At 46.3% G+C, this 19,628-nt stretch carries 18 protein-coding genes; 5 read left to right on the top strand and 13 right to left on the bottom strand.

The window, feature by feature from the left end; translation table 11 throughout:
- Window positions 1-53 precede the first annotated feature (53 nt).
- Window positions 54-1,061, top strand: a complete 1,008-nt coding sequence (gene add, locus ACRC53_RS01070; protein ID WP_438641733.1) for an adenosine deaminase — start codon at window positions 54-56, stop codon at window positions 1,059-1,061.
- Window positions 1,062-1,200: 139 nt separating this feature from the next.
- Here add and ACRC53_RS01065 read toward each other — a convergent pair whose 3' ends face one another.
- Window positions 1,201-1,827 (bottom strand): c-type cytochrome, encoded by a 627-nt coding sequence (locus ACRC53_RS01065; protein ID WP_438641732.1) that lies wholly within the window; start codon window positions 1,825-1,827, stop codon window positions 1,201-1,203.
- A gap of 170 nt (window positions 1,828-1,997) precedes the next feature.
- Here ACRC53_RS01065 and yihA point away from each other — a divergent pair, with 170 nt between their 5' ends.
- Window positions 1,998-2,642, top strand: coding sequence for a ribosome biogenesis GTP-binding protein YihA/YsxC (gene yihA, locus ACRC53_RS01060; RefSeq protein WP_438641731.1), 645 nt, complete (start codon window positions 1,998-2,000; stop codon window positions 2,640-2,642).
- An 83-nt stretch (window positions 2,643-2,725) separates the two neighbouring features.
- Here yihA and hemN read toward each other — a convergent pair whose 3' ends face one another.
- The 6 genes from hemN to ACRC53_RS01030 all read right to left on the bottom strand — a co-directional run bounded on the left by hemN (window position 2,726) and on the right by ACRC53_RS01030 (window position 11,866).
- On the bottom strand, window positions 2,726-4,108 hold the full coding sequence (hemN, locus tag ACRC53_RS01055) for an oxygen-independent coproporphyrinogen III oxidase (protein ID WP_438641730.1): 1,383 nt from the start codon (window positions 4,106-4,108) through the stop codon (window positions 2,726-2,728).
- A 38-nt stretch (window positions 4,109-4,146) separates the two neighbouring features.
- A complete protein-coding gene (locus tag ACRC53_RS01050) occupies window positions 4,147-4,605 on the bottom strand; it encodes a DUF2489 domain-containing protein (RefSeq protein ID WP_438641729.1) in 459 nt (152 codons plus the stop codon).
- Window positions 4,605-5,165 (bottom strand): Der GTPase-activating protein YihI, encoded by a 561-nt coding sequence (gene yihI / locus ACRC53_RS01045; protein WP_438641728.1) that lies wholly within the window; start codon window positions 5,163-5,165, stop codon window positions 4,605-4,607. Before yihI ends, ACRC53_RS01050 begins: the two co-directional genes overlap by 1 nt.
- 1,162 nt (window positions 5,166-6,327) lie before the next feature.
- Window positions 6,328-6,375 carry a spot 42 RNA, inhibition of DNA synthesis gene (locus ACRC53_RS01040; protein WP_071892919.1) on the bottom strand — a complete coding sequence of 16 codons (48 nt, stop codon included), beginning with the start codon at window positions 6,373-6,375 and terminating at the stop codon, window positions 6,328-6,330.
- 256 nt (window positions 6,376-6,631) lie between these two features.
- On the bottom strand, window positions 6,632-9,457 hold the full coding sequence (polA, locus tag ACRC53_RS01035; RefSeq protein ID WP_438641727.1) for a DNA polymerase I: 2,826 nt from the start codon (window positions 9,455-9,457) through the stop codon (window positions 6,632-6,634).
- 1,257 nt (window positions 9,458-10,714) lie between these two features.
- Window positions 10,715-11,866 carry an NAD(P)/FAD-dependent oxidoreductase gene (locus tag ACRC53_RS01030; protein ID WP_438641780.1) on the bottom strand — a complete coding sequence of 384 codons (1,152 nt, stop codon included), beginning with the start codon at window positions 11,864-11,866 and terminating at the stop codon, window positions 10,715-10,717.
- A gap of 223 nt (window positions 11,867-12,089) precedes the next feature.
- Here ACRC53_RS01030 and ACRC53_RS01025 point away from each other — a divergent pair, with 223 nt between their 5' ends.
- Window positions 12,090-12,266: a hypothetical protein gene (locus tag ACRC53_RS01025; protein WP_438641726.1), complete on the top strand. Its 177-nt coding sequence runs from the start codon at window positions 12,090-12,092 to the stop codon at window positions 12,264-12,266.
- Window positions 12,267-12,512: 246 nt separating this feature from the next.
- Window positions 12,513-13,994, top strand: coding sequence for an inorganic phosphate transporter (locus ACRC53_RS01020; RefSeq protein ID WP_438641725.1), 1,482 nt, complete (start codon window positions 12,513-12,515; stop codon window positions 13,992-13,994).
- Window positions 13,995-14,059: 65 nt separating this feature from the next.
- Here ACRC53_RS01020 and uspB read toward each other — a convergent pair whose 3' ends face one another.
- The 4 genes from uspB to fabG form a co-directional block, all read right to left on the bottom strand.
- Window positions 14,060-14,413, bottom strand: a complete 354-nt coding sequence (gene uspB / locus ACRC53_RS01015) for a universal stress protein UspB (protein WP_438641724.1) — start codon at window positions 14,411-14,413, stop codon at window positions 14,060-14,062.
- Window positions 14,414-14,647: 234 nt separating this feature from the next.
- A complete protein-coding gene (gene ftnA / locus ACRC53_RS01010) occupies window positions 14,648-15,175 on the bottom strand; it encodes a non-heme ferritin (RefSeq protein WP_438641723.1) in 528 nt (175 codons plus the stop codon).
- 124 nt (window positions 15,176-15,299) lie between these two features.
- A complete protein-coding gene (locus ACRC53_RS01005; RefSeq protein ID WP_438641722.1) occupies window positions 15,300-16,343 on the bottom strand; it encodes an extracellular solute-binding protein in 1,044 nt (347 codons plus the stop codon).
- Window positions 16,344-16,596: 253 nt separating this feature from the next.
- On the bottom strand, window positions 16,597-17,328 hold the full coding sequence (gene fabG / locus ACRC53_RS01000; RefSeq protein WP_438641721.1) for a 3-oxoacyl-ACP reductase FabG: 732 nt from the start codon (window positions 17,326-17,328) through the stop codon (window positions 16,597-16,599).
- A gap of 497 nt (window positions 17,329-17,825) precedes the next feature.
- Here fabG and uspA point away from each other — a divergent pair, with 497 nt between their 5' ends.
- Complete coding sequence (gene uspA, locus ACRC53_RS00995; protein ID WP_438641720.1) at window positions 17,826-18,257, top strand: universal stress protein UspA; 432 nt, start codon at window positions 17,826-17,828, stop codon at window positions 18,255-18,257.
- 141 nt (window positions 18,258-18,398) lie between these two features.
- Here the strand turns inward: uspA and ACRC53_RS00990 are convergent, their stop codons facing one another.
- The gene (locus ACRC53_RS00990) at window positions 18,399-18,575 is read right to left on the bottom strand and encodes a hypothetical protein (RefSeq protein WP_438622631.1); all 177 of its coding nucleotides are present in this window, start codon (window positions 18,573-18,575) and stop codon (window positions 18,399-18,401) included.
- A gap of 202 nt (window positions 18,576-18,777) precedes the next feature.
- A complete protein-coding gene (rsmJ, locus tag ACRC53_RS00985) occupies window positions 18,778-19,533 on the bottom strand; it encodes a 16S rRNA (guanine(1516)-N(2))-methyltransferase RsmJ (RefSeq protein WP_438641719.1) in 756 nt (251 codons plus the stop codon).
- Between the last annotated feature and the right edge of the window lie 95 nt (window positions 19,534-19,628).

The following is a 19,628-nucleotide window of genomic DNA, read 5'->3' as shown; positions in this document are numbered from 1 at the left end:
TTTACATTCGGATGCCTATACTCTCACACCATATTATTATGGGAGAATGCAGAATGATCGCTCGTGATTTACCGTTGACCGACTTACACCGCCACCTTGATGGCAATATCCGCCCTGCAACTATCTTGGCATTAGGTCAGCAGCACGGTATCGCACTGCCTGCGGATAATCTGAATGCATTGCTACCCTACGTTAGTATTACTGATAATGCGCCAACCTTAGTCAGCTTTCTACAAAAGCTTGATTGGGGTGTGAGTGTGCTTGCTGATCTTGATGCCTGTCGCCGTGTTGCCTATGAAAATATGCAAGATGCCGATAAGATTGGGTTAGATTATACCGAACTGCGTTTTTCCCCTTATTACATGGCAATGAAACACAACTTACCACTGCAAGGCGTGGTAGAAGCGGTCATTGATGGCATTACACAAGGGCAGAAAGATTTCACCGTACAAGCGAACTTAATTGGGATTTTAAGCCGCACATTTGGCACAGTGGCCTGTCAGCAAGAGTTAGATGCACTGCTTGCTTGCCGCCAGCATTTAGTGGCAATCGATCTGGCCGGTGATGAGCTTGGTCAACCTGGTGAGCTGTTTGTACCACATTTTCACCAAGTCCGTGATGCTGGGTTACATATTACTGTACATGCAGGTGAAGCTGCAGGTGCAGAGAGCATTTGGCAAGCGATTAATCAACTCGGTGCCGAGCGTATTGGGCATGGGGTCAAAGCGATTGAAGATCCCCGTTTGATGGATTACCTCGCTGAACACCAAATCGGTATTGAATCAGCACTGACTTCAAATATACAAACCACAACAGTCAGTACGTTGAGTGATCATCCACTGAAAGCGTTCTTGGCACACGGCATTTTAGCCAGCCTGAATACGGATGATCCCGCAGTAGAGGGCATTGATATTCGCCATGAATATCTTGTTGCTGCACCTGCCGCAGGCTTGTCAACCGCACAAATCCGCCAAGCGCAAGAAAACGGCATGACACAAGCATTTTTAAGTGCAAGTGATAAAGCCGCTTTACGTGCCAAAGCGCGTGCACGCAGTATGTAATGTTATAAAATGAGCCACTCACGTACGCAATGCTTGAGTGCATTAGCGGTAGAACCATCTGCAATGCATACGGAGACTCGCTGTGTGCTGTGTGGCCTGTAAACAGGCCACTGTATCATTTGTAATTACACACTAAAACTCAGTGTAAACCACCTAAATAGCCCGCTAATGCACTGATCTCTTTATCTGTGAGTGATGCGGCAATCTGACGCATCATACTATTTGGGTCATTTTGCCGTTGCCCAGCCCGAAACGCGTTAAGTTGTGCGATAATATAATCAGCATGTTGGCCCGAAATTTTCGGAAAGCCTGAAAGATTAGCGCCGTTACCACGTGGGCCATGGCAGGCTACACACGCCGGAATACCGCGTTGTTTATCACCTGCCATATACAGTTGCTTACCCAACGTTACGCTATCTTTACGGGTATAGGCAGGTGCTGGTGTTTGTTGTGAGAACCATGCGGCCAGATTCTCCAAATCTTGCTCAGACAGTGTAGCCACTTGCCCCTGCATAATCGGGTTAGCGCGCCCTTGTTGGGCATTGGTATGTGCAGCTAATTGGAATTCTTTTAGCTGCTTGAGCAGATATTTGTTATGTTGTCCGGCCAATTTAGGGTTGGCAGTGATGGTGCTATTCCCATCGGCATTGTGGCAAGCAACACAAACCGCAGAAGCAATTTTTTTACCCGCTTCTGCATCTCCCTGTGCCTGCGCCATACCGCTAACACCCAGCATCATTGACATCACGAGCGCAAATTTTTTCATGGCGTTCCATTTAGCTATATGATTGTTGTTATGCCGATAACGGATAATCCTGTCCGTTACAGTAAGGGGAAGTGTTCACGCTTTCCCCTGAATTATTACAACAGATATTTTACACATTTTCACATAAAAGAAATCAGTGCACCACATTTGACTAGGGTGGAGATCGTTCCGTGGCTCAATTTAATTATCATGTTACACATTTTGTCACCAGTGCTCCGGATATCCGTCACCTTCCGATGGATAATGCTATTGAAGTTGCCTTTGCGGGCCGCTCAAACGCCGGAAAATCCAGCGCGCTAAATACCTTAACCAACCAAAAAAATCTGGCGCGTACCAGTAAAACGCCAGGCCGTACCCAGCTGATCAACTTATTTGAAGTGGCCGAACAAGCCCGTTTAGTCGACTTACCCGGTTACGGCTATGCACAAGTGCCTGAAGAGATGAAGCTAAAGTGGCAGCGAGCACTGGGCGAATACTTGCAAAAACGCGAATGCCTGCGTGGTCTGGTCGTGCTGATGGATATCCGTCACCCTCTAAAAGATCTGGATCAGCAAATGGTGATGTGGGCAGTTGATGCCGGTTTACCCGTGCTAATTCTACTGACTAAAGCCGACAAGCTGGCCAGTGGCGCACGTAAAAACCAAGTAAAAATGGTGCGTGATGCGGTTGTTACTTTTGGCGGTGATATTCAGGTTGAGGCCTTCTCATCACTGAAAAAATTCGGTGTTGATCTGCTGCGCATTAAGCTTGATACCTGGTTTACCCATGAAATTGAAGCGTTGAACGCACAGCAAGCGGCAGCAGACGAAGCGTAATCTTCACGCACACTTTTTGTAGGTATTTAATAACGTAAAAATGCCGCCGGATGCTGGTGCATCACGGCGGCATTTTTTATCGGTTAAATCACTCGCGAGAACTGCTGGCGACGCGCTTGTTGACGCAAATAGGTATCAAAACACATACAGATATTACGGATCAGCAGATGACCGCGTGGCATTACAGTGATCCCCTCATCGCTCAACGTCACTAATCCATCGGCGGCTAACGGGGCAAGCAGAGCCAAATCCTCTGCAAAGTGCTGTTTAAAATCAATCGGGTACTGCGCTTCTATCTCGGCAAACGAAAGCTGGAAATTACAGATCAAGGCTTTGATAACATCACGGCGTAAGCAGTCTTCATCGCTCATCCGCAGGCCTTTATTCAACGCATGCCCCTGCTCAGTAACCTGCGCATAGTAGTGTTTAAGCTCACGCTGATTTTGTGCATAGTGATCGCCAATCATGCTGATGGCTGATACGCCCATACCGAGCAGATCACACTCTGCTTGCGTGGTATAACCCTGAAAATTACGGTGCAACTGGCCCTGACGCTGGGCAATAGCCAGCTCATCTTGCGGACGCGCAAAGTGATCCATCCCGATAAACTGATAACCTGCCCCACACAAGGTTTCAATACTCTCTTGCAGGATGGCCAATTTCTGTGCCGGATTTGGCAAGTCTTCATCGCGAATTTTTCGCTGTGCCGGAAAACGTGCAGGCAGATGCGCATAATTAAACACGCTCAGGCGATCAGGGTTTAACTCAATGACCTTTTGCAGGGTGAATGCAAAACTTTCCGGTGTCTGTTTTGGCAGGCCGTAAATCAAATCAATATTGGTTGAAGCAAACCCAAGCTGGCGAGCACGGGCAATCAGCGCAAAGATAAAATCTTCATCCTGCTCACGGTTAACCAACTGCTGAACATCTTTGTTGAAATCCTGCACCCCCATGCTCATGCGGTTAAAGCCTTCAGCCCGCAGGTGATCGAGCATATCGAGCTCAATTTCACGCGGGTCAAGTTCAATACTGATCTCAGCATCGGCACGCACATTAAAATGGGTTCGCAGCAGGTGAATCAAACGGCTGACTTGTGTTTTACTCAGGAAGGTCGGCGTGCCGCCACCCCAGTGGATCTGGGAAACCTGACGGTCAGTAAACAGCGTTGCGCGCTGAATAATCTCTTGTTCTAGCACATCAAGGTAGTGATCGGCCTTGTGCACATGGCGGGTAATCACTTTATTACAACCGCAGAAATAGCAAAGCTTGTGGCAAAAAGGAATGTGAATATACAGTGATAGCGGGCGCTCTGGATAACGGGCAACGGCCTGCTTAAAATCGCTCTCTTGATAACCTTCATGAAATTCAAGTGCCGTAGGATACGACGTATAGCGTGGACCAGAGTAGTTATACTTCTGAATTAACGCCAAATCCCACTCAGTGGGGTTATTCACAATCACAGACATGCTCATTCCTTCCAATTCACCGCAGCTTAAAACTGCTTTTATTTCGGTAATCGAGAACACCAGGCAAGCAGAGTTGGCAGCTCATCTTCGATCTCTGTTTGCAGGCGGCTTTCTGCCAGCTCGCGTTCCAGATCCCATTTCATAATTTGATTACGTTTGTAATTTTTGCGGGCTTCATGTGTTGGCATGGCAGCAACAGCCTCAAACAGAGCCTGCATTGCCGGAAAATGGGTAGATAATTGCGGGGTATCTGCCTGATTCACTGCCTCAAGTAGAGGGTGCAGGCGCAACACGCCTTCTGATAAATTACACTGCCCAGACTGCATCGCCAGTGCGATGGTCTGAATGCTGTCGGCCAGTGTCTGGTTACGTTGCTGTTGCCGATGGTGCTGTGCCTGCCGCTGTTGCCACAGTTTGCTCAGTAACCAACCCGCGTATAAGGCTAATGGCAGCAGTATCATCACTGCTGCCAATACTAATCCCTGTTGCCACAGCATCAGAATGACTTCGGATCACTGTTGTTAAAACGCTCCCACAAATCTTCTGGATCACTGCTTTTTACCGGTGCAGGCGTTTCAGATTCGTCCTCTTCTTCATCAGACAAACCAAGCAGTTGCATCAGTTCATCAACACGATCAAGGCAGCTATCAATATAATGTTGCTCTTCTTTACTGATACTTTCACCGTTATCAACACGATCTAACAACAGGTGCAGACGCTCATTAGCTTCCAGTTGTGCCAGTTCAAGTTCTGGGGAAAGAGTCTCTTTTTCTACCGGCTTAACAACGGCTGCTTTTTTCGGCTGACGGTTTACAAATTCAACCATCAGTGGCACCGGTTTTTTACTGCCGATACGCGGGTCTTTATCTGCACGGCTATCTGCCTTACGTGAAGAGCCTTCCGGATTTTGGCGTGTACCTGAGTTAAGGCCTTTACGCTTTTTTAGTCGCTTTTGATCACGTGACATTTGATCAAGTTCGGCACGGCTTTTTTTCGGCTTTGATGAATCAAGTTTAACGCCACTTGGCGCTTTACGGGTTTTCTTTTCGCGGGTCATATCAACACCATTGTGATGCGGGATCAGTAGGCCATATTATGCCAGTGTTTACGCTCAGAAATAGAACATTCTAGGCTTTCGGCCCTGCAAATGAATAAAAAGCAGGAAAATTGCCCTGATTAACCCATGAATAATGACGCTATCACACAGTGAGTGGCTCAAAAATGGGTTTTCAACCACTCTGCTCTCTAATAACCGGTATTGGTAACTATCCATTTTGAGGATTTTTTGTAGAGTACGTATTGTTATCTTATGCGAAATACCCTGTCTATTTATGGTTAATGTGACTAAATGTCATGATTTCTCAGCAAAAAAGTCAGTACAAAATAGACTCAAACAGATGGGAGGTATATCGCAGAAAAAACAAAGTCCCCATCGTGCGATGGGGCAACGGGAGAGAAATAGGAGATTTTTATCGTTATCTTTTTAGGATCTTCGATCCTGCATGGTTTCGCAAGATCTTTATGCAAAAAAGAGCACTACACGGTATATATTGTGCTAGATCGACTCTTTTCACTCTTATTATTACAACATGTCACCCATTATACCCACAATAACATGGCTCTCTTTCATCTTATCCATGATTTCGCAACAATAAATAAGTTCAATAAAGCTGTTTTTTTATAACGACATATATGTGCTCTTCTGCATACTCGTTGATACATAAATAACTGCAATAGTTATTACGATCTTTACTTAAAATAAACAAAAAAACCACCAATTAATAACAATGGCAATAAAAAAAGCCAGCAAAAGCTGGCCTGAAAATACAGTAGAATCACTGCTGGTTTTCTCTGCACAGTATCAGAGTCAACTCTGCACAATCTAAGATAAATAAGAAGAGCCTGTTGATTATATAGACTCTACGCTTAAATTAAAGTAATTACTCTAATTTAAACGTGAAAATCAGTGATGTATATCGCACATTTTAAATCATTTATCTTTTAAAAGAGTAACTTAAGGTAATAAAACAGAAAGGTAAATAAACAAAAAATAATATAATGGAATGCAATAGCAGGCGCAAAAAAAGGGGAAATAGAGGGAAAGCCGAGGAGAAGTAGTGGCCATATATCAACACAATACGAAGAGAAAACAGCCCACTATTTTGGATTTTATCCATAAAAGAACGCCCCAGTCATAACAACTGGGGCGGCTAAAAAATTCAGCCAAATCCAATTACGTGAAGTAAAAGGTCTGAAAGATAGAACATCTTACCTCTGTACCCTACGTGATAAACTTTACAGTACTTTAGCGGTGTAGGTAAAGGGCTTTCTGTCGTTTACTTTCACCTTTTTGTTGCACTTCATCACAAAAAATAACATTAATTTGTGAGTTATTTTTCAATATAAAATTACTTTATAACCATACTCGCTCTGACTATGGTCCGTTTCGTTTGTTTACGGTTGCCTAATACTGATACCAAAGCACCCAGTGAGGTATTTTCAGTAAAAACCACCGTGATAAACTTAATGTGCTTGATCCCAGTTATCACCCACACCAACATCGACCACCAGCGGAACATTCAGCGCAGCACACTGCTCCATAATCTGTTTGATCTGGGCAGTACAGTGCTCTACATGCTGCTGTGGAATTTCAAACACCAGTTCATCGTGTACTTGCATCAACAAACGTACACCCAGCTCAGGGGTTTCACGCAGCCAGTGATCAACCGCCAGCATTGCTTTTTTGATGATATCCGCCGCCGTGCCCTGCATAGGGGCATTGATTGCTGCCCGCTCTGCAGCTTTACGCCGGATCCCATTACTTGCATTGATGTCTGGCAGTTGTAAACGGCGACCAAATAGGGTTTCAACATACCCTTGCGCAGTAGCCTGCTTACGGGTGCTTTCCATATAATCAAGCACGCCAGGATAGCGTTCAAAGTAGAGATCCATATAACGTTGGGCTTCATTACGGCCAATACCAAGCTGACGCGCCAGACCAAAAGCACTCATGCCGTAGATCAGGCCAAAGTTAATGGCTTTGGCACTGCGGCGCTGATCCGCACTGACTTGATTGCGCGCTAATCCAAACACTTCTGCTGCGGTAGCACGATGGATATCGGCACCTTCACTGAAAGCAATCAGTAACCCCTGATCGCCAGACAGATGCGCCATGATCCGTAACTCAATTTGTGAATAGTCAGCCGCGAGAATTTTATATCCTGTATCCGCAATAAACGCCTGTCGGATACGACGGCCCTCTTCATTACGAACAGGAATATTTTGCAAATTAGGATCAGTTGAGGATAAACGGCCTGTTGCAGTAACCGCCTGATGGTACGAGGTGTGTAAACGGCCAGTCTGCGGATTGATCATCTGCGGCAGTTTATCGGTATAGGTTGATTTGAGCTTTGCCATGCCACGGTACTCAAGCAAAATTGCCGGTAACGGGTAATCAAGCGCCAGTTCAGCCAACACCTCTTCATTGGTAGATGGTGCGCCGCCCGGTGTTTTTTTCAGAACCGGTAAACCGAGTTTATCGAACAAAATAGCTTGTAATTGCTTGGGCGATGCCAGATTAAACGGCTCACCCGCCAGCGTGTGGGCCTCGGTTTCGAGCTCAGCCAAACGCTGCGCCAATTCAGATGACTGCTGATTGAGCAGCATCGGCTCAATTAATACGCCCGTGCGCTCAATGCGTGACAATACGGGTACCAGCGGGATCTCTATCTCACGAAAAACCTTTTCCAAACTCGGTTGGGCCTGTAGCTGTGGCCACAGAGCCTGATGCAAACGCAAGGTGATATCGGCATCTTCCGCGGCATACGGCGCGGCCTGTTCAAGGGCAATTTGGTTGAAGGTTAACTGATTTTTCCCCTTACCGGCCACCTCTTCAAAACTGATGGTCTGGTGCGCCAGATGGCGTTCGGCAAGGCTATCCATATCATGGCGACCGGCGACGCTGTTGAGCACATAAGATTCAAGCATAGTGTCATAGGCGATACCGCGCAGTTCAATGCCGTAACGCGCCAAAATGCTCTGATCAAACTTCAGGTTTTGCCCCACTTTCTGCCGCTGCGCATCTTCCAGTAGCGGCTTGAGCTGTGCCAGCACCGCGGTTAGATCAAGCTGATCGGGGGCATCCAAGTAGTCATGGGCCAGTGGCAGATAGGCCGCTTCACCAGCTGCACAGGCAAAAGAGACACCGACTAGATTGGCCGTCATATAGTCTAGCCCGTCGGTTTCGGTATCAAAGGCAAACAGATCGGCCGCTTGCAATTTTTGCAACCACAGATCAAGCTGCGCCTGAGTCAGAATGGTGTCATACGCACTGCGATCAACACTCACCGCTGTAACCTTTGCCTCAGTCACCGCCGCTTGTGCTACTGAGTAGCTACTGCTTTCACTGCTTGAGCCTGTTCCGGTACGGCGCGCCGCCGCCAGCGGTACGGGCGCGCTGATATCTTTACCGTCAAGTAAATCGGCCAACCAGCGTTTAAATTCAAAACGGCCAAACAGTCGGATCAGGCTGTCGGTATCGGCAGGCTGAATATCGAGCGACAGATGATCTTGCTCTAATGGCACATCGGTTTTGATTGTTGCCAATGCGTACGAGAGATCAGCATTGGCTTTGTGTAACTCCAGTTTTGCTGGCAGGGTTTTTGCCCCACGAAAACCGAGCGCGGGAATAGCGTCAAGCTGGGTATAAATCTGCTTAATACTGCCGATACCGTTTAATAGCGCCAGCGCGGTCTTTTCACCCACGCCTGGAACACCCGGAATATTATCGGAAGAGTCCCCCATCAGTGCGAGAAAATCGATAATCAGCTCGGGGCCAACACCGTACTTATCTTGCACTTCCTGCGGGCCTAACACCGTGTTGTTCATGGTGTTAATCAAGGTGATCCGTGGGTTCACCAGCTGCGCCATGTCTTTATCACCGGTGCTGATCAGCACATCACGCCCGTCGGCGGCTGCCTGAGTCGCCAGCGTACCTATCACATCATCCGCTTCTACCCCGCTGATCACCAGCAACGGCAACCCCATCGCCTGCACCATTTCGTGCAGCGGCGCTATCTGGCTGCGCAGATCATCGGGCATCGGCGGGCGGTGTGCCTTGTATTCGGCAAACATCTCATCACGGAAGGTTTTGCCCTTGGCATCAAACACCACCGCCATCTGGCTGGGAGCATACTGATTTAACAGGCTTTTGAGCATATTCAGCACACCGTACATTGCACCGGTCGGCTCTCCGTGTGCATTGGTCAGCGGTGGAAAAGCATGGTAGGCACGGTAGAGGTAAGATGATCCATCCACGAGGATCAACGGATTGGGTGCAATCTCAGCCATAATAAAGGTATCCGGTCAGTCATCAATACCCTAAAGAATGCCACACCTGCGCCCAGAAGCGAATCACAGCACACCATGTTGCTCACCTTACGTATCTACATCATAAAAAATCGCCTCTTCGCTTAAACCAAAGGGCAATATGTTGGATAAAGCAGCACGATGTACTCAATTAAGATTGAATGCTCACACAAAAGATGATCACAAACAGCTATTCAAGCATGTTTTTTAGCGATTTCTGATCTGTGGATAAGTTTGTGAACAATAAAACGTAGTTTTGTGATCATCCTTATAAATCGACCATGAAGCCTATTAAATATAGTTATTAATCATATAGTTATTGATTATTTTACTGATCGGGGCGTGATCTTTATATGATCATCTGCTGTGGATACTGTTTTTGTCCTTGACTTTTATCAAGCCCAGAGCAGATATGTGATGGCGCGTTAAACACAACCTAAAAGGCTACGCTATTCTGAATATGTATTTTGGTAAAAAAACGCCATTTGAATAAAAAACAAGCATGTGATGTACCCGTCTCACACAAAATGCGTGCAATATTTATACGCTACCCGTGTGGGTATACTATGCTGTCAGAGCGTATGATCTTATATTTCTGATCTCTTCTTAAAGATCAGAAAAAATGTCGCCTAGTTACAAAGAAAAGAGAAAAGAGAAAAGAGAAAAGAGAAAAGAGAAAAGAGAAAAGAGAAAAGAGAAAAAACGATAATGAAAAGATCATCGCTCACAGCTATTGCCATACTTGATATAAAAAAATGGCCAGCTTATGGGATATAAGCTGGCCAAAGTGCATTTTGGAAGCAATATGTGAGCAATGTCGTGCGTTAATGTTGTTGTAAACAACGTCATCAACACAAATTAATGATAACGATTATCATTAGCATTGTAAATGAACAATAACCGCATATCGTCAATTTTTGTGATAAACAAGGTATTTGCCTGATAAAGTGCGCAACACCTTCCTTCACTTATCGCTCTATTTCAGTTTGATACTGGCAGCTTGAATCTTCATTTTCCCAGATCTCAGCAAAACCAAGGTCATGCCTAATCAGTATGCTTATTATCGCTAAGATTTTACTGTTGTACTTGTCTGCTCAGGTTTATGCTTAAGGGTATTAACTAGCATATTCACTTGGCCAATATCTCAGCTAACAGCACGATCAATGACACTTGCATTATTATCTAATGTTAATATGCTATTTATATACACAAATAGCAGCATTGTTTATTCTTGATAACTTATAACGCCTGAGCGCAGGCGTAAGCCGAACTCCATGCCCACTGAAAGTTATATCCGCCAAGCCAACCCGTAACATCTACCACTTCGCCGATAAAATAGAGACCGGGAATATCATTTGCCTGCATGGTTTTTGATGACAATACCCGTGTATCAACTCCACCGAGCGTAACCTCTGCGGTACGATAACCTTCTGTGCTATTTGGCTGCACCGCCCACTGCTGCAGCGCACTGACCAGTGCCGCTTTTTGCGCATTACTCAGTTGCGATAGTACCGGATTAGGCAACTTTTGTTGCTCAATCCAACACTCGACAAAACGTTTTGGCAACCAGCGCGACAGTGCGTTTTTCAAACTAAGATTTGGTTGTGTCTGCCGTAACTGCTCCAGCTCGGCCAGCAGATCAAGATCGGGCAGCAAATTCACACTGACTGTTTCCCCCGCTCTCCAGTAACTGGAGATTTGCAAAATCGCCGGCCCTGATAGACCACGGTGGGTAAATAGCAGGTTTTCACGGAATACCACCCCTTGCTGTGATTCAACACTCACCGGAATCGCAATTCCTGCCAAAGATTGCTGGGCATCGAGCTCGGCTTTGTGCAGGGTAAATGGCACTAATCCAGCACGGGTGGGAATAATCGGCAGCGAAAATTGCTCGGCAATCCGATAACCCAGTGGTGTTGCACCTAACCCTGGCATAGATAGCCCACCGCTGGCCACCACCACCGACTGACAACAAATGGCCCCGCTGCTGGTTTGTACTAAATAGCGTACATCAGCACTCTCTGTTGCCTGTTCAACCGTTGCCCGCTCAACGGCACTGACATCACAACGCAGGCGAATTTGCGCGCCATGCTCGGCACATTCAGCCAACAACATCGCCACGATCTGCTCGGCAGAATCATCACAAAATAGCTGACCAAGCGTTTTTTCATGATAGGCAATATTGTGTTTTGCTACCAACGCAATAAAATCCCACTGGGTATAACGCGAGAGTGCCGACTTACAAAAATGCGGATTTTCAGACAGGTAAGCTGCAGGCTCAATATATAAATTGGTGAAATTACAGCGGCCTCCTCCTGACATCAGAATTTTACGCCCTGCCTTTTTACCGTTATCCACCACCAGCACTCGTCGCCCACGCTCGGCAGCCATTGCTGCACACAATAACCCCGCGGCTCCTGCACCAATCACCACTACATCAAATTCACTCTTCACATTTGCCTCGATTTCCGGTGTTCTCTTAGCGTTTGGTCACTGACCACACAACCACTGTCGGCGGATTGTAATCGTCTTTAAGACTCTCCACCAGAGAGCCTCACTTTGTGCGACCACTCTGAGCAGAAAAATTCGGATACCTCTGCTTTATGCGTACAACATGCCAAAAGTTCAGCCACTTATATCAGAACAGATCAGAGCCATCAGAAAAACAGGCACACCACGATTAACACGCATCACCATTAAACGGTATATTGAACATGCTGTACTGATCGCAATGGTATGGAAAAAGCGGGAAAACGCTAAATTGCGTGATGAAATGGCGCTATCCTCGTAAAAAAAATTACTTTTATGCTCAAACTCTGTATCGCGCAGCCAAAAAAACAAATGACGATGCAACCAAACACAAACATAATACAAATCAATACGTTAATAATGTAATTGACTTAAAATCATGCCTGTCAGTATGCAATTAACCCTCACTTTTTTGCGGCAGTTTTAAAAATAACTCGAATTTTCGCTTTGTAGAGTCGCTATTTATATTGATAATGCGCCAGTCTGATGACGGTTTATGGCTTATTTTATGTTTGATATATTTACCGGTCTTGATACTCATATCGCCATTTTGCTTGGACTGGCGCTATTATTTGTGTTGGCTTACGAGTTCATTAACGGATTTCACGACACTGCCAATGCGGTAGCGACGGTTATCTACACAAAAGCAATGCCAGCACAACTTGCAGTTGTACTGTCGGGTTTTTTTAATTTCCTTGGGGTGTTATTAGGGGGGCTGAGTGTCGCCTATGCTATTGTGCACCTGCTCCCCATTGATCTGCTAGTCAATATCAGCTCAACACATGGCTTGATCATGGTATTCTCGATGCTGCTGACCGCCATTGTGTGGAATTTTGGAACGTGGTATCTCGGATTACCCGCCTCAAGCTCACACACCTTAATCGGTTCGATTTTGGGGGTGGGTATTGCAAATGCCTTGATGACACACACCTCCATCAGTGATGGTGTAAACCTAAAAAAAGCACTGGATGTTATGCTTTCATTGGTTGTCTCTCCGCTTGTCGGGCTTGCGATTGCGGCGGTGGTGCTGCTAATACTGAAGCAGTTATATCCAACATCACACATGCATCTGAATCCACAAGAGCGCCAACTGCTTGATGGAAAGAAGCACCCTCCATTTTGGCCACGTATGATGCTGATTTTCTCCTCATTTGGTGTCAGCTTTGCACATGGTTCTAATGATGGACAAAAAGGGATTGGCTTATTAATGCTGGTGCTTATCGGTATTGCTCCCTCGCAATTTGTGGTTAATATGGCTGCCAGCAAATATGAGATTGCAAAAACAGCCGATGCCACAAAGCACATTGCCAGCATTTATGCTAATAATCCTGCGGTATTAAATGCGTTTATTGCAAGCCATCCGCGCAGTGCTGAAGACAATGCTATCCCACAAGGCTCATTCCATTGTAGCCCAGCACAGACCCAAGCTTCGTTAGGTGAATTAGAAACACTGTTACGCGGGGTCAACAGTTACCATAACCTCGATACTGAACAACGCCGGATGACCCGCCGCTTGATTCTGTGTATTGATGATACGGCGAAGAAAATGGCTGTACAGCCAGGGCTGTCGAAATCAGATGCGCATAGCTTAAATACCTTGCGTGCTGATCTAAACCAAACAACGGAATATGCACCAACATGGGTGATTGTTGCTGTCGCACTGGCTCTAGGTTTAGGTACACTGGTTGGCTGGCGGCGGATTGTCGTGACAGTAGGTGAGAAAATTGGTGAGCGTGGTATGAGCTACTCTCAAGGAATGGCGGCACAAATTACTGCAGCCTCAGCCATTGGGATTGCCAGTATTACAGGTATGCCGGTATCAACTACGCACGTACTCTCTTCTGCTGTAGCAGGTTCTATGCTGGCAAATAAAAACCGCCTGCAATCAGGTACAGTAAAAAGCATCCTGATGGCATGGGTCTTTACCCTGCCTGCGACCATGCTACTCTCTTGTGCTCTCTTTTGGATTGCGAGCTACCTTATCCTCTGACCGTACACTTTTTCCATCATCAGATCATTATCGGCAGCCTTCGGGTTGCCGATATTGTTTTAGCACTACTCGACTACTATTGCCGCGTCTGGCAAAAAAAGAGTGAGCAAAAGTGTAGCCAACATCAGCAATAATAAGCTGCTGGTCAACATAAATAACTGCCTGACTTTGGCACATTTATCGATAAATAGCGGATCATGGTGGGATAAATAACGCTGTTCACGCAAATAGTGAAACAGCCGAATTTGTTTTGATAGCACGCCAGTTGCACGGAAAAAACCACGCCCATCAACTTGCAGATACAGATACGGGTCACTTTCCCGCATAATAAACAGCAGCACTTTCAAACTGGAGATATAGCGTGCAATATTCACGATACTGATCAGTAATAAACCCCAAATAGCCCAGTGTAAATCCATCTACTCACTCTCTTCCGTATTCCATTTACGGTGTTCTGTTTTTATTTTTGTGGCGTAACATTGCAGGCTGTTACCAGAGCAAAACCCAGTCTTACATATACAATTCATTATCTCTGCATAACAAAATAGATATAGCGCAGTTTTTGCAAAGGATCTATTGCGTACTGCGCTATTTTTTCACGTCTATATTATGCGACAAGTAGGCTCTGATCACTCCTCTTTCGCTGTACTCACTTACTCTGCGCTGTTAGTCACCGCATTAACACTGCCAGTTTGCGCCAGAGCACGCAGGTCTTTATCGATAAAGAATAATGCTTTCCCATCTTCACCCACCAATTCAATCTTATCGAGAATGCTTTTAAACAGCTTCTCTTCTTCGTGCTGCTCGGCCACATACCATTGCAAGAAACTGAACGTAGAGTAATCTTGTGTACTGAATGCTACATGCACCAGTTCATTGATTTGGCGGGTAATAAGCTGCTCATGCTCATAGGTTTTCTCAAACACATCAGACAGTGATCGGTATTCCGTATCTGGCGCAGCAATCGCACCAATCAGCGGCAACGCTCCGGTTTCGCTAACATAGTTAAATAACCGCTGCATATGCTGCATCTCTTCTATAGCATGCTGACGCAAGAACAGTGCCGCACCATCAAACCCGTGGTGATCACACCATGCGCTCATTTGCAGATACAAATTGGATGAGAAGAACTCCAGATTCAACTGCTCATTTAATTTATCAATCATGGCTTGTGCCAACATACAAACTCCTTGATGTTGAGAATGGGATCTCTACTGTTGATAACAGATAATAATCATGATTACACACGAATACTGTGAAGTACTAAAAAATGGTAACGGCCACGTTACCGTTTAACACAGACATTTATTTACTTGAGCGTAACTTATTCCAATAGGTTTCGTACAGTGTAATTGCATCCCCAACATCACGCTGAAACTGACCTTTTTGCATAGCCACAGCAGGTGGGAACAAGGTGGTATTACCTGCCATGCGTTTATCAAGTAGTGAGAGCGCCGCGCGGTTTGGCACTGAATAGCCCAACTCTTTCATAATCGCTACCGCACTCTCTGGCCGCAGCAGAAAATCAATAAATTGATAGGCCGCGTGTGGATTTTTTGCCTGCGCAGGAATGGCCATACTGTCCATCCAAAAAATGGCTCCCTCTTTTGGATAGATAAATTGAATATCAGGGTTCTCTTGCGCGGCACGCCATGCTGGGCCATTCCAGATCATCCCAACAGACACTTCATCTTGCAAATAAGGTACATCTGGCGCGTCAGAGTTAAAGACCCGCACATTTGGCATCAAGGGACGCAACAATTCATAAGCTTGGCGGATCTCGTCAGGATCAGTCGTGTTAGGGGAGAACCCCTTCACCAATAGCGCCATATGAAAAACTTCCCGTGAATCATTGGTCAGCAACAGATGATCTTTAAATGCCGGCTTCCACAAATCTTGCCAACTATTTACTGTTGCGGGATCAATTTCTGCACGATTCACGGCAATACCAGTCGCCCCCCAAACATAGGGAATCGAAAACTGATTTTTAGGATCAAAATCTTGGGATAATAAACTTGGGTCGAGGTTAGCAAAATTTTTCAGCTGACGGTGATCGAGAGTTTGCAGCATCCCTTCACGGGCCATTTTACTGATATAGTACGTAGAGGGAACAATCAGATCATACCCTGCACCTTGTGTCAGTTTCAGCTTTGAGTACATCTCTTCATTACTCTCAAAGGTCGAGTAAATAACATCGATGCCGGTCTCTTTAGTGAACTGTTCTAACAGTGCTGCGGGAATATAATCGGTCCAGTTATAGACGTACAGTTTCTCTTTCGCGATAGCTTGTGTACTAAAACTGGCTAATGCGCTGATGATCAGGCCTAAGACCCACCCTTTGTTTATCATTATGGTTCAATCCTCCAAGGATACCCTCTAGGTATCAATTGTGCTTTATCTGCTCAGTTTGCATGTTGAGCTGTTATACAGGCAAACCCGATGACAACTACGCGCTAAGTGCGCATAACTGGCCCCACTGCAGGTAAAAAAAGCCCCGCAGCGCGGGGCAATCATACACGGATTGTTATTATTATGTTTATTTGCGCCATCGCATTGTGGGCTAACTCAGATATTCTCATTAACACTGACAGACAAACAGCCGTTAAACGGTTAAGCCTCCGTCTACCCGTAGCACTTGTCCGGTGATGAATACTGACTGATCACTGACTAAAAACAGCACCGCCTGTGCAATATCCTCTGCCGTTCCCATGCGCCCAAGTGGGGTTTTGCTCACCATATAATCAATCACCTTATCAGGCACTACCGCCGTCATCGGGGTGCGGATAAATCCCGGTGCAACTGCATTAACCCTGACTTTCGCCCCCTTACGGGTGAACTCTTTCGCCCAGGTTTTGGTCATCGCAATCACCCCACCTTTACTGGCCGCATAGTTACTCTGGCCAATATTACCGTCAATCCCCACCACCGAAGAGAGGCTGACCACCGCACCACTGCCTTGCTCTATCATCACTGGTGCAACCGCTTGTGTCAGGTTAAAGACCCCTTTGAGGTTGATATCGAGCACCAAATCCCACTCTTGCTCGGTCATTTTTTGAATCAGGTTATCGCGCGTGACACCGGCATTATTCACCAGCACATCAATCTGGCCGAACTCTTTAACTATTGATTCGATAAACACTGGAATCGCACTGCGGTCGGTCACATTGAGCACATAACCACGCACATTGGCCCGCCCGCTGGCGGTCTCTTCCAGTGCGGCAGGATCAAGGTCACAGGCAATCACCATCGCTGCCCCAGCATCGGCTAAGGTATTCACAATTTGTCGGCCAATGCCACGACCACCACCGGTTACTACACAGATTTTATTTTTCATTGCATCACTCCTGCACCTGCTCTGCATTGATCGTAATAAATAAGTTTGTAAACCTGATCACGTTCTGCCGTGTATCAGCGCATACCGTTATCAATGACACCGGAAACCCATCGCGGCAAATTTCACCCAAATCAAAACAACAACAGATCACTTTATTTTTTGGATAAAAATCAGACCGACAAACTGCTTATTAAGGAAAATGCTAATTAAACAACCCATCAATCCGCCAAAAAACAGTGCTTAATTTTTTTTATTTATCTTATTTTTAGCCCTTGTGTCAGCGTAGATCTCTGGCCAAAAATGATAATGTGCAGTCTCTCATCACTGATTTGATGTATTGCGTGCATACCCGCGCACGATATTTGTACTCAAAATGCCCTCATTTTTTGCTTTTACTGGTGACACTGTTCAACAACAGCCTGTGATCGGTAAGACATTTTGCAACGGTGGCCGGTGCTACCATCAAAAGAGTCCACGGTATAAACAGGAGCATCATCATGGCCTATCAACATATTTTAGTGGCCGTTGACCTATCACCAGAAAGCCACTATTTGGTGAAAAAAGCCGTCAGCATTGCTAAACGAAATGCCGCCAAAGTTTCGCTGATCCACGTTGATGTCAACTATTCGGATCTGTACACCGGGTTGATTGATGTCAATTTAGGGGATATGAAGCAGAAAATTACAGAAGAGACCCATGCCTCTTTGCGTGAACTGGCACTCAGTGGTGGCTATCCAATAAGCGAAACCCTGAGCGGAAGCGGTGATTTAGGGCAGGTACTGATTGATGCTATCAAGCAGTATAATGTGGACTTACTGGTCTGCGGCCATCATCAGGATTTCTGGAGTAAGCTCATGTCATCGGCACGCCAACTGATGAACAATATCCCAATTGATATGCTGATTGTACCGCTACGCGATGATGAGTAACCGCGCTCAGATTCAACGATCTGCGGTGATGCAGCAACGGCACACTGACTATAGCGCCGCCTAATGGCGACGCTATATGGGATCTACATTTGGTTTAGTAAAGCTGTATGTCGTTCAATAAAACTAAACTACCCCAGAGGGTTATTCACGCTTTTGCGGCTTGCATAAGTAGCGTTTTTTACGTGCACTGCGCCCACAGCGTATACAGCTAAACTTTGGTTTACGGGTAATTTCACACAGCAGACTAAAATGCTCACTGTACTCATCTCTTCCCCACTTACAGAGCCGACGAATCTCCATAACACCCTCTGATTTCATTATTATTTATCGTGCAAACGGGTTGCTGCCTCTACGAGTAATACCCGTAATTGAGAAAATCAGCAAGTGCTTATCGGGTGTATGGGCAGATTGATTGTACTGATATATCTCTGCCATATCTCACAGTGCTATGTAACCACAACAGGGCGCTGGCAACCTCAAGACAGCCGCATGCAAACAGCGCCATGAAACATGAAAATAGCTACATGGCACTTTTTACATACAGGTCAAATCGGTGGCTTTTGGTTGGCACGGCAGCACTGGCTTTTTGTCCGGCAAGTGGTGGCGCATAATCGGGGCGCTTTACCACAACACGGCGAGTAGCCAGTTGTAATGCCGGTGCAAGCAGGGAGTCGGCATCCAGATCGGCCCCAACCAATGACTGAAATACCCGCATCTCTTTTTTCACCAGCGCCGATTTGGTTTTATGCGGATACATAGGGTCAAGATAGACCACATCGGGCGGTGGCGTGAGGTTATGCAGTGCATCAATGCTTGAGGCATGCAGCAGTGTCATGCGTTGCTGCATCCAGCCACCGATCTCCGAATCGGCATACGCGCGTTGCAGGCCATCATCAAGCAGCGCAGCCACGACTGGATGGCGCTCTAGTAGCCGGACGTTGCAGCCAAGGCTGGCGAGTACGAAACCATCGCGCCCCAAACCTGCGGTCGCATCGACCACATCCGGCAGATAGCCTTTTTTGATACCGATGGCTTTGGCCACCGCTTCACCGCGTCCGCCGCCAAACTTGCGCCGATGCGCCTGCGTACCGGCCACAAAATCGACATAAATCGCGCCAAGTTTTGGCTCATCACATTTTTGTAGCTCAAGACGATGTTCAGTTAATACCAAGGCAAAAGGGGCATCTGGGGTGTTAACCAACTGCCAGCGCGCAGCAAGTTCAGTCAGCCGTGCGGTATCGGCAGGACATGGGCAAATAAGTTGGATCGGGTACAAAGCAGACTCCTGAACATCGGCGCGGCACACCTGCGGGAGGCTGCATCAGCGATAATAGGCGAGCAGAGCATGACCGAGTTCGGCAATTTCTGACC

This window comes from Plesiomonas sp. (assembly GCF_051652165.1).
In the GTDB taxonomy this organism is placed as follows: domain Bacteria; phylum Pseudomonadota; class Gammaproteobacteria; order Enterobacterales; family CAMTGL01; genus Plesiomonas.
This window is presented reverse-complemented; position numbering and strand designations above follow the sequence as displayed.

Bases quoted from the DNA above. Each gene is read 5' to 3' on its own strand.
- ACRC53_RS00990 (WP_438622631.1), bottom strand. From the start codon at position 18,575: ATGAAATCAGAGGGTGTTATGGAGATTCGTCGGCTCTGTAAGTGGGGA.
- ACRC53_RS01020 (WP_438641725.1), top strand. From the start codon at position 12,513: ATGTTTGATATATTTACCGGTCTTGATACTCATATCGCCATTTTGCTT.
- fabG (WP_438641721.1), bottom strand. From the start codon at position 17,328: ATGAAAAATAAAATCTGTGTAGTAACCGGTGGTGGTCGTGGCATTGGC.
- uspA (WP_438641720.1), top strand. From the start codon at position 17,826: ATGGCCTATCAACATATTTTAGTGGCCGTTGACCTATCACCAGAAAGC.
- hemN (WP_438641730.1), bottom strand. From the start codon at position 4,108: ATGTCTGTGATTGTGAATAACCCCACTGAGTGGGATTTGGCGTTAATT.
- ACRC53_RS01050 (WP_438641729.1), bottom strand. From the start codon at position 4,605: ATGCTGTGGCAACAGGGATTAGTATTGGCAGCAGTGATGATACTGCTG.
- polA (WP_438641727.1), bottom strand. From the start codon at position 9,457: ATGGCTGAGATTGCACCCAATCCGTTGATCCTCGTGGATGGATCATCT.
- uspB (WP_438641724.1), bottom strand. From the start codon at position 14,413: ATGGATTTACACTGGGCTATTTGGGGTTTATTACTGATCAGTATCGTG.
- ftnA (WP_438641723.1), bottom strand. From the start codon at position 15,175: ATGTTGGCACAAGCCATGATTGATAAATTAAATGAGCAGTTGAATCTG.
- yihI (WP_438641728.1), bottom strand. From the start codon at position 5,165: ATGACCCGCGAAAAGAAAACCCGTAAAGCGCCAAGTGGCGTTAAACTT.
- ACRC53_RS01025 (WP_438641726.1), top strand. From the start codon at position 12,090: ATGCCAAAAGTTCAGCCACTTATATCAGAACAGATCAGAGCCATCAGA.
- ACRC53_RS01030 (WP_438641780.1), bottom strand. From the start codon at position 11,866: ATGGCTGCCGAGCGTGGGCGACGAGTGCTGGTGGTGGATAACGGTAAA.
- ACRC53_RS01005 (WP_438641722.1), bottom strand. From the start codon at position 16,343: ATGATAAACAAAGGGTGGGTCTTAGGCCTGATCATCAGCGCATTAGCC.
- ACRC53_RS01065 (WP_438641732.1), bottom strand. From the start codon at position 1,827: ATGAAAAAATTTGCGCTCGTGATGTCAATGATGCTGGGTGTTAGCGGT.
- add (WP_438641733.1), top strand. From the start codon at position 54: ATGATCGCTCGTGATTTACCGTTGACCGACTTACACCGCCACCTTGAT.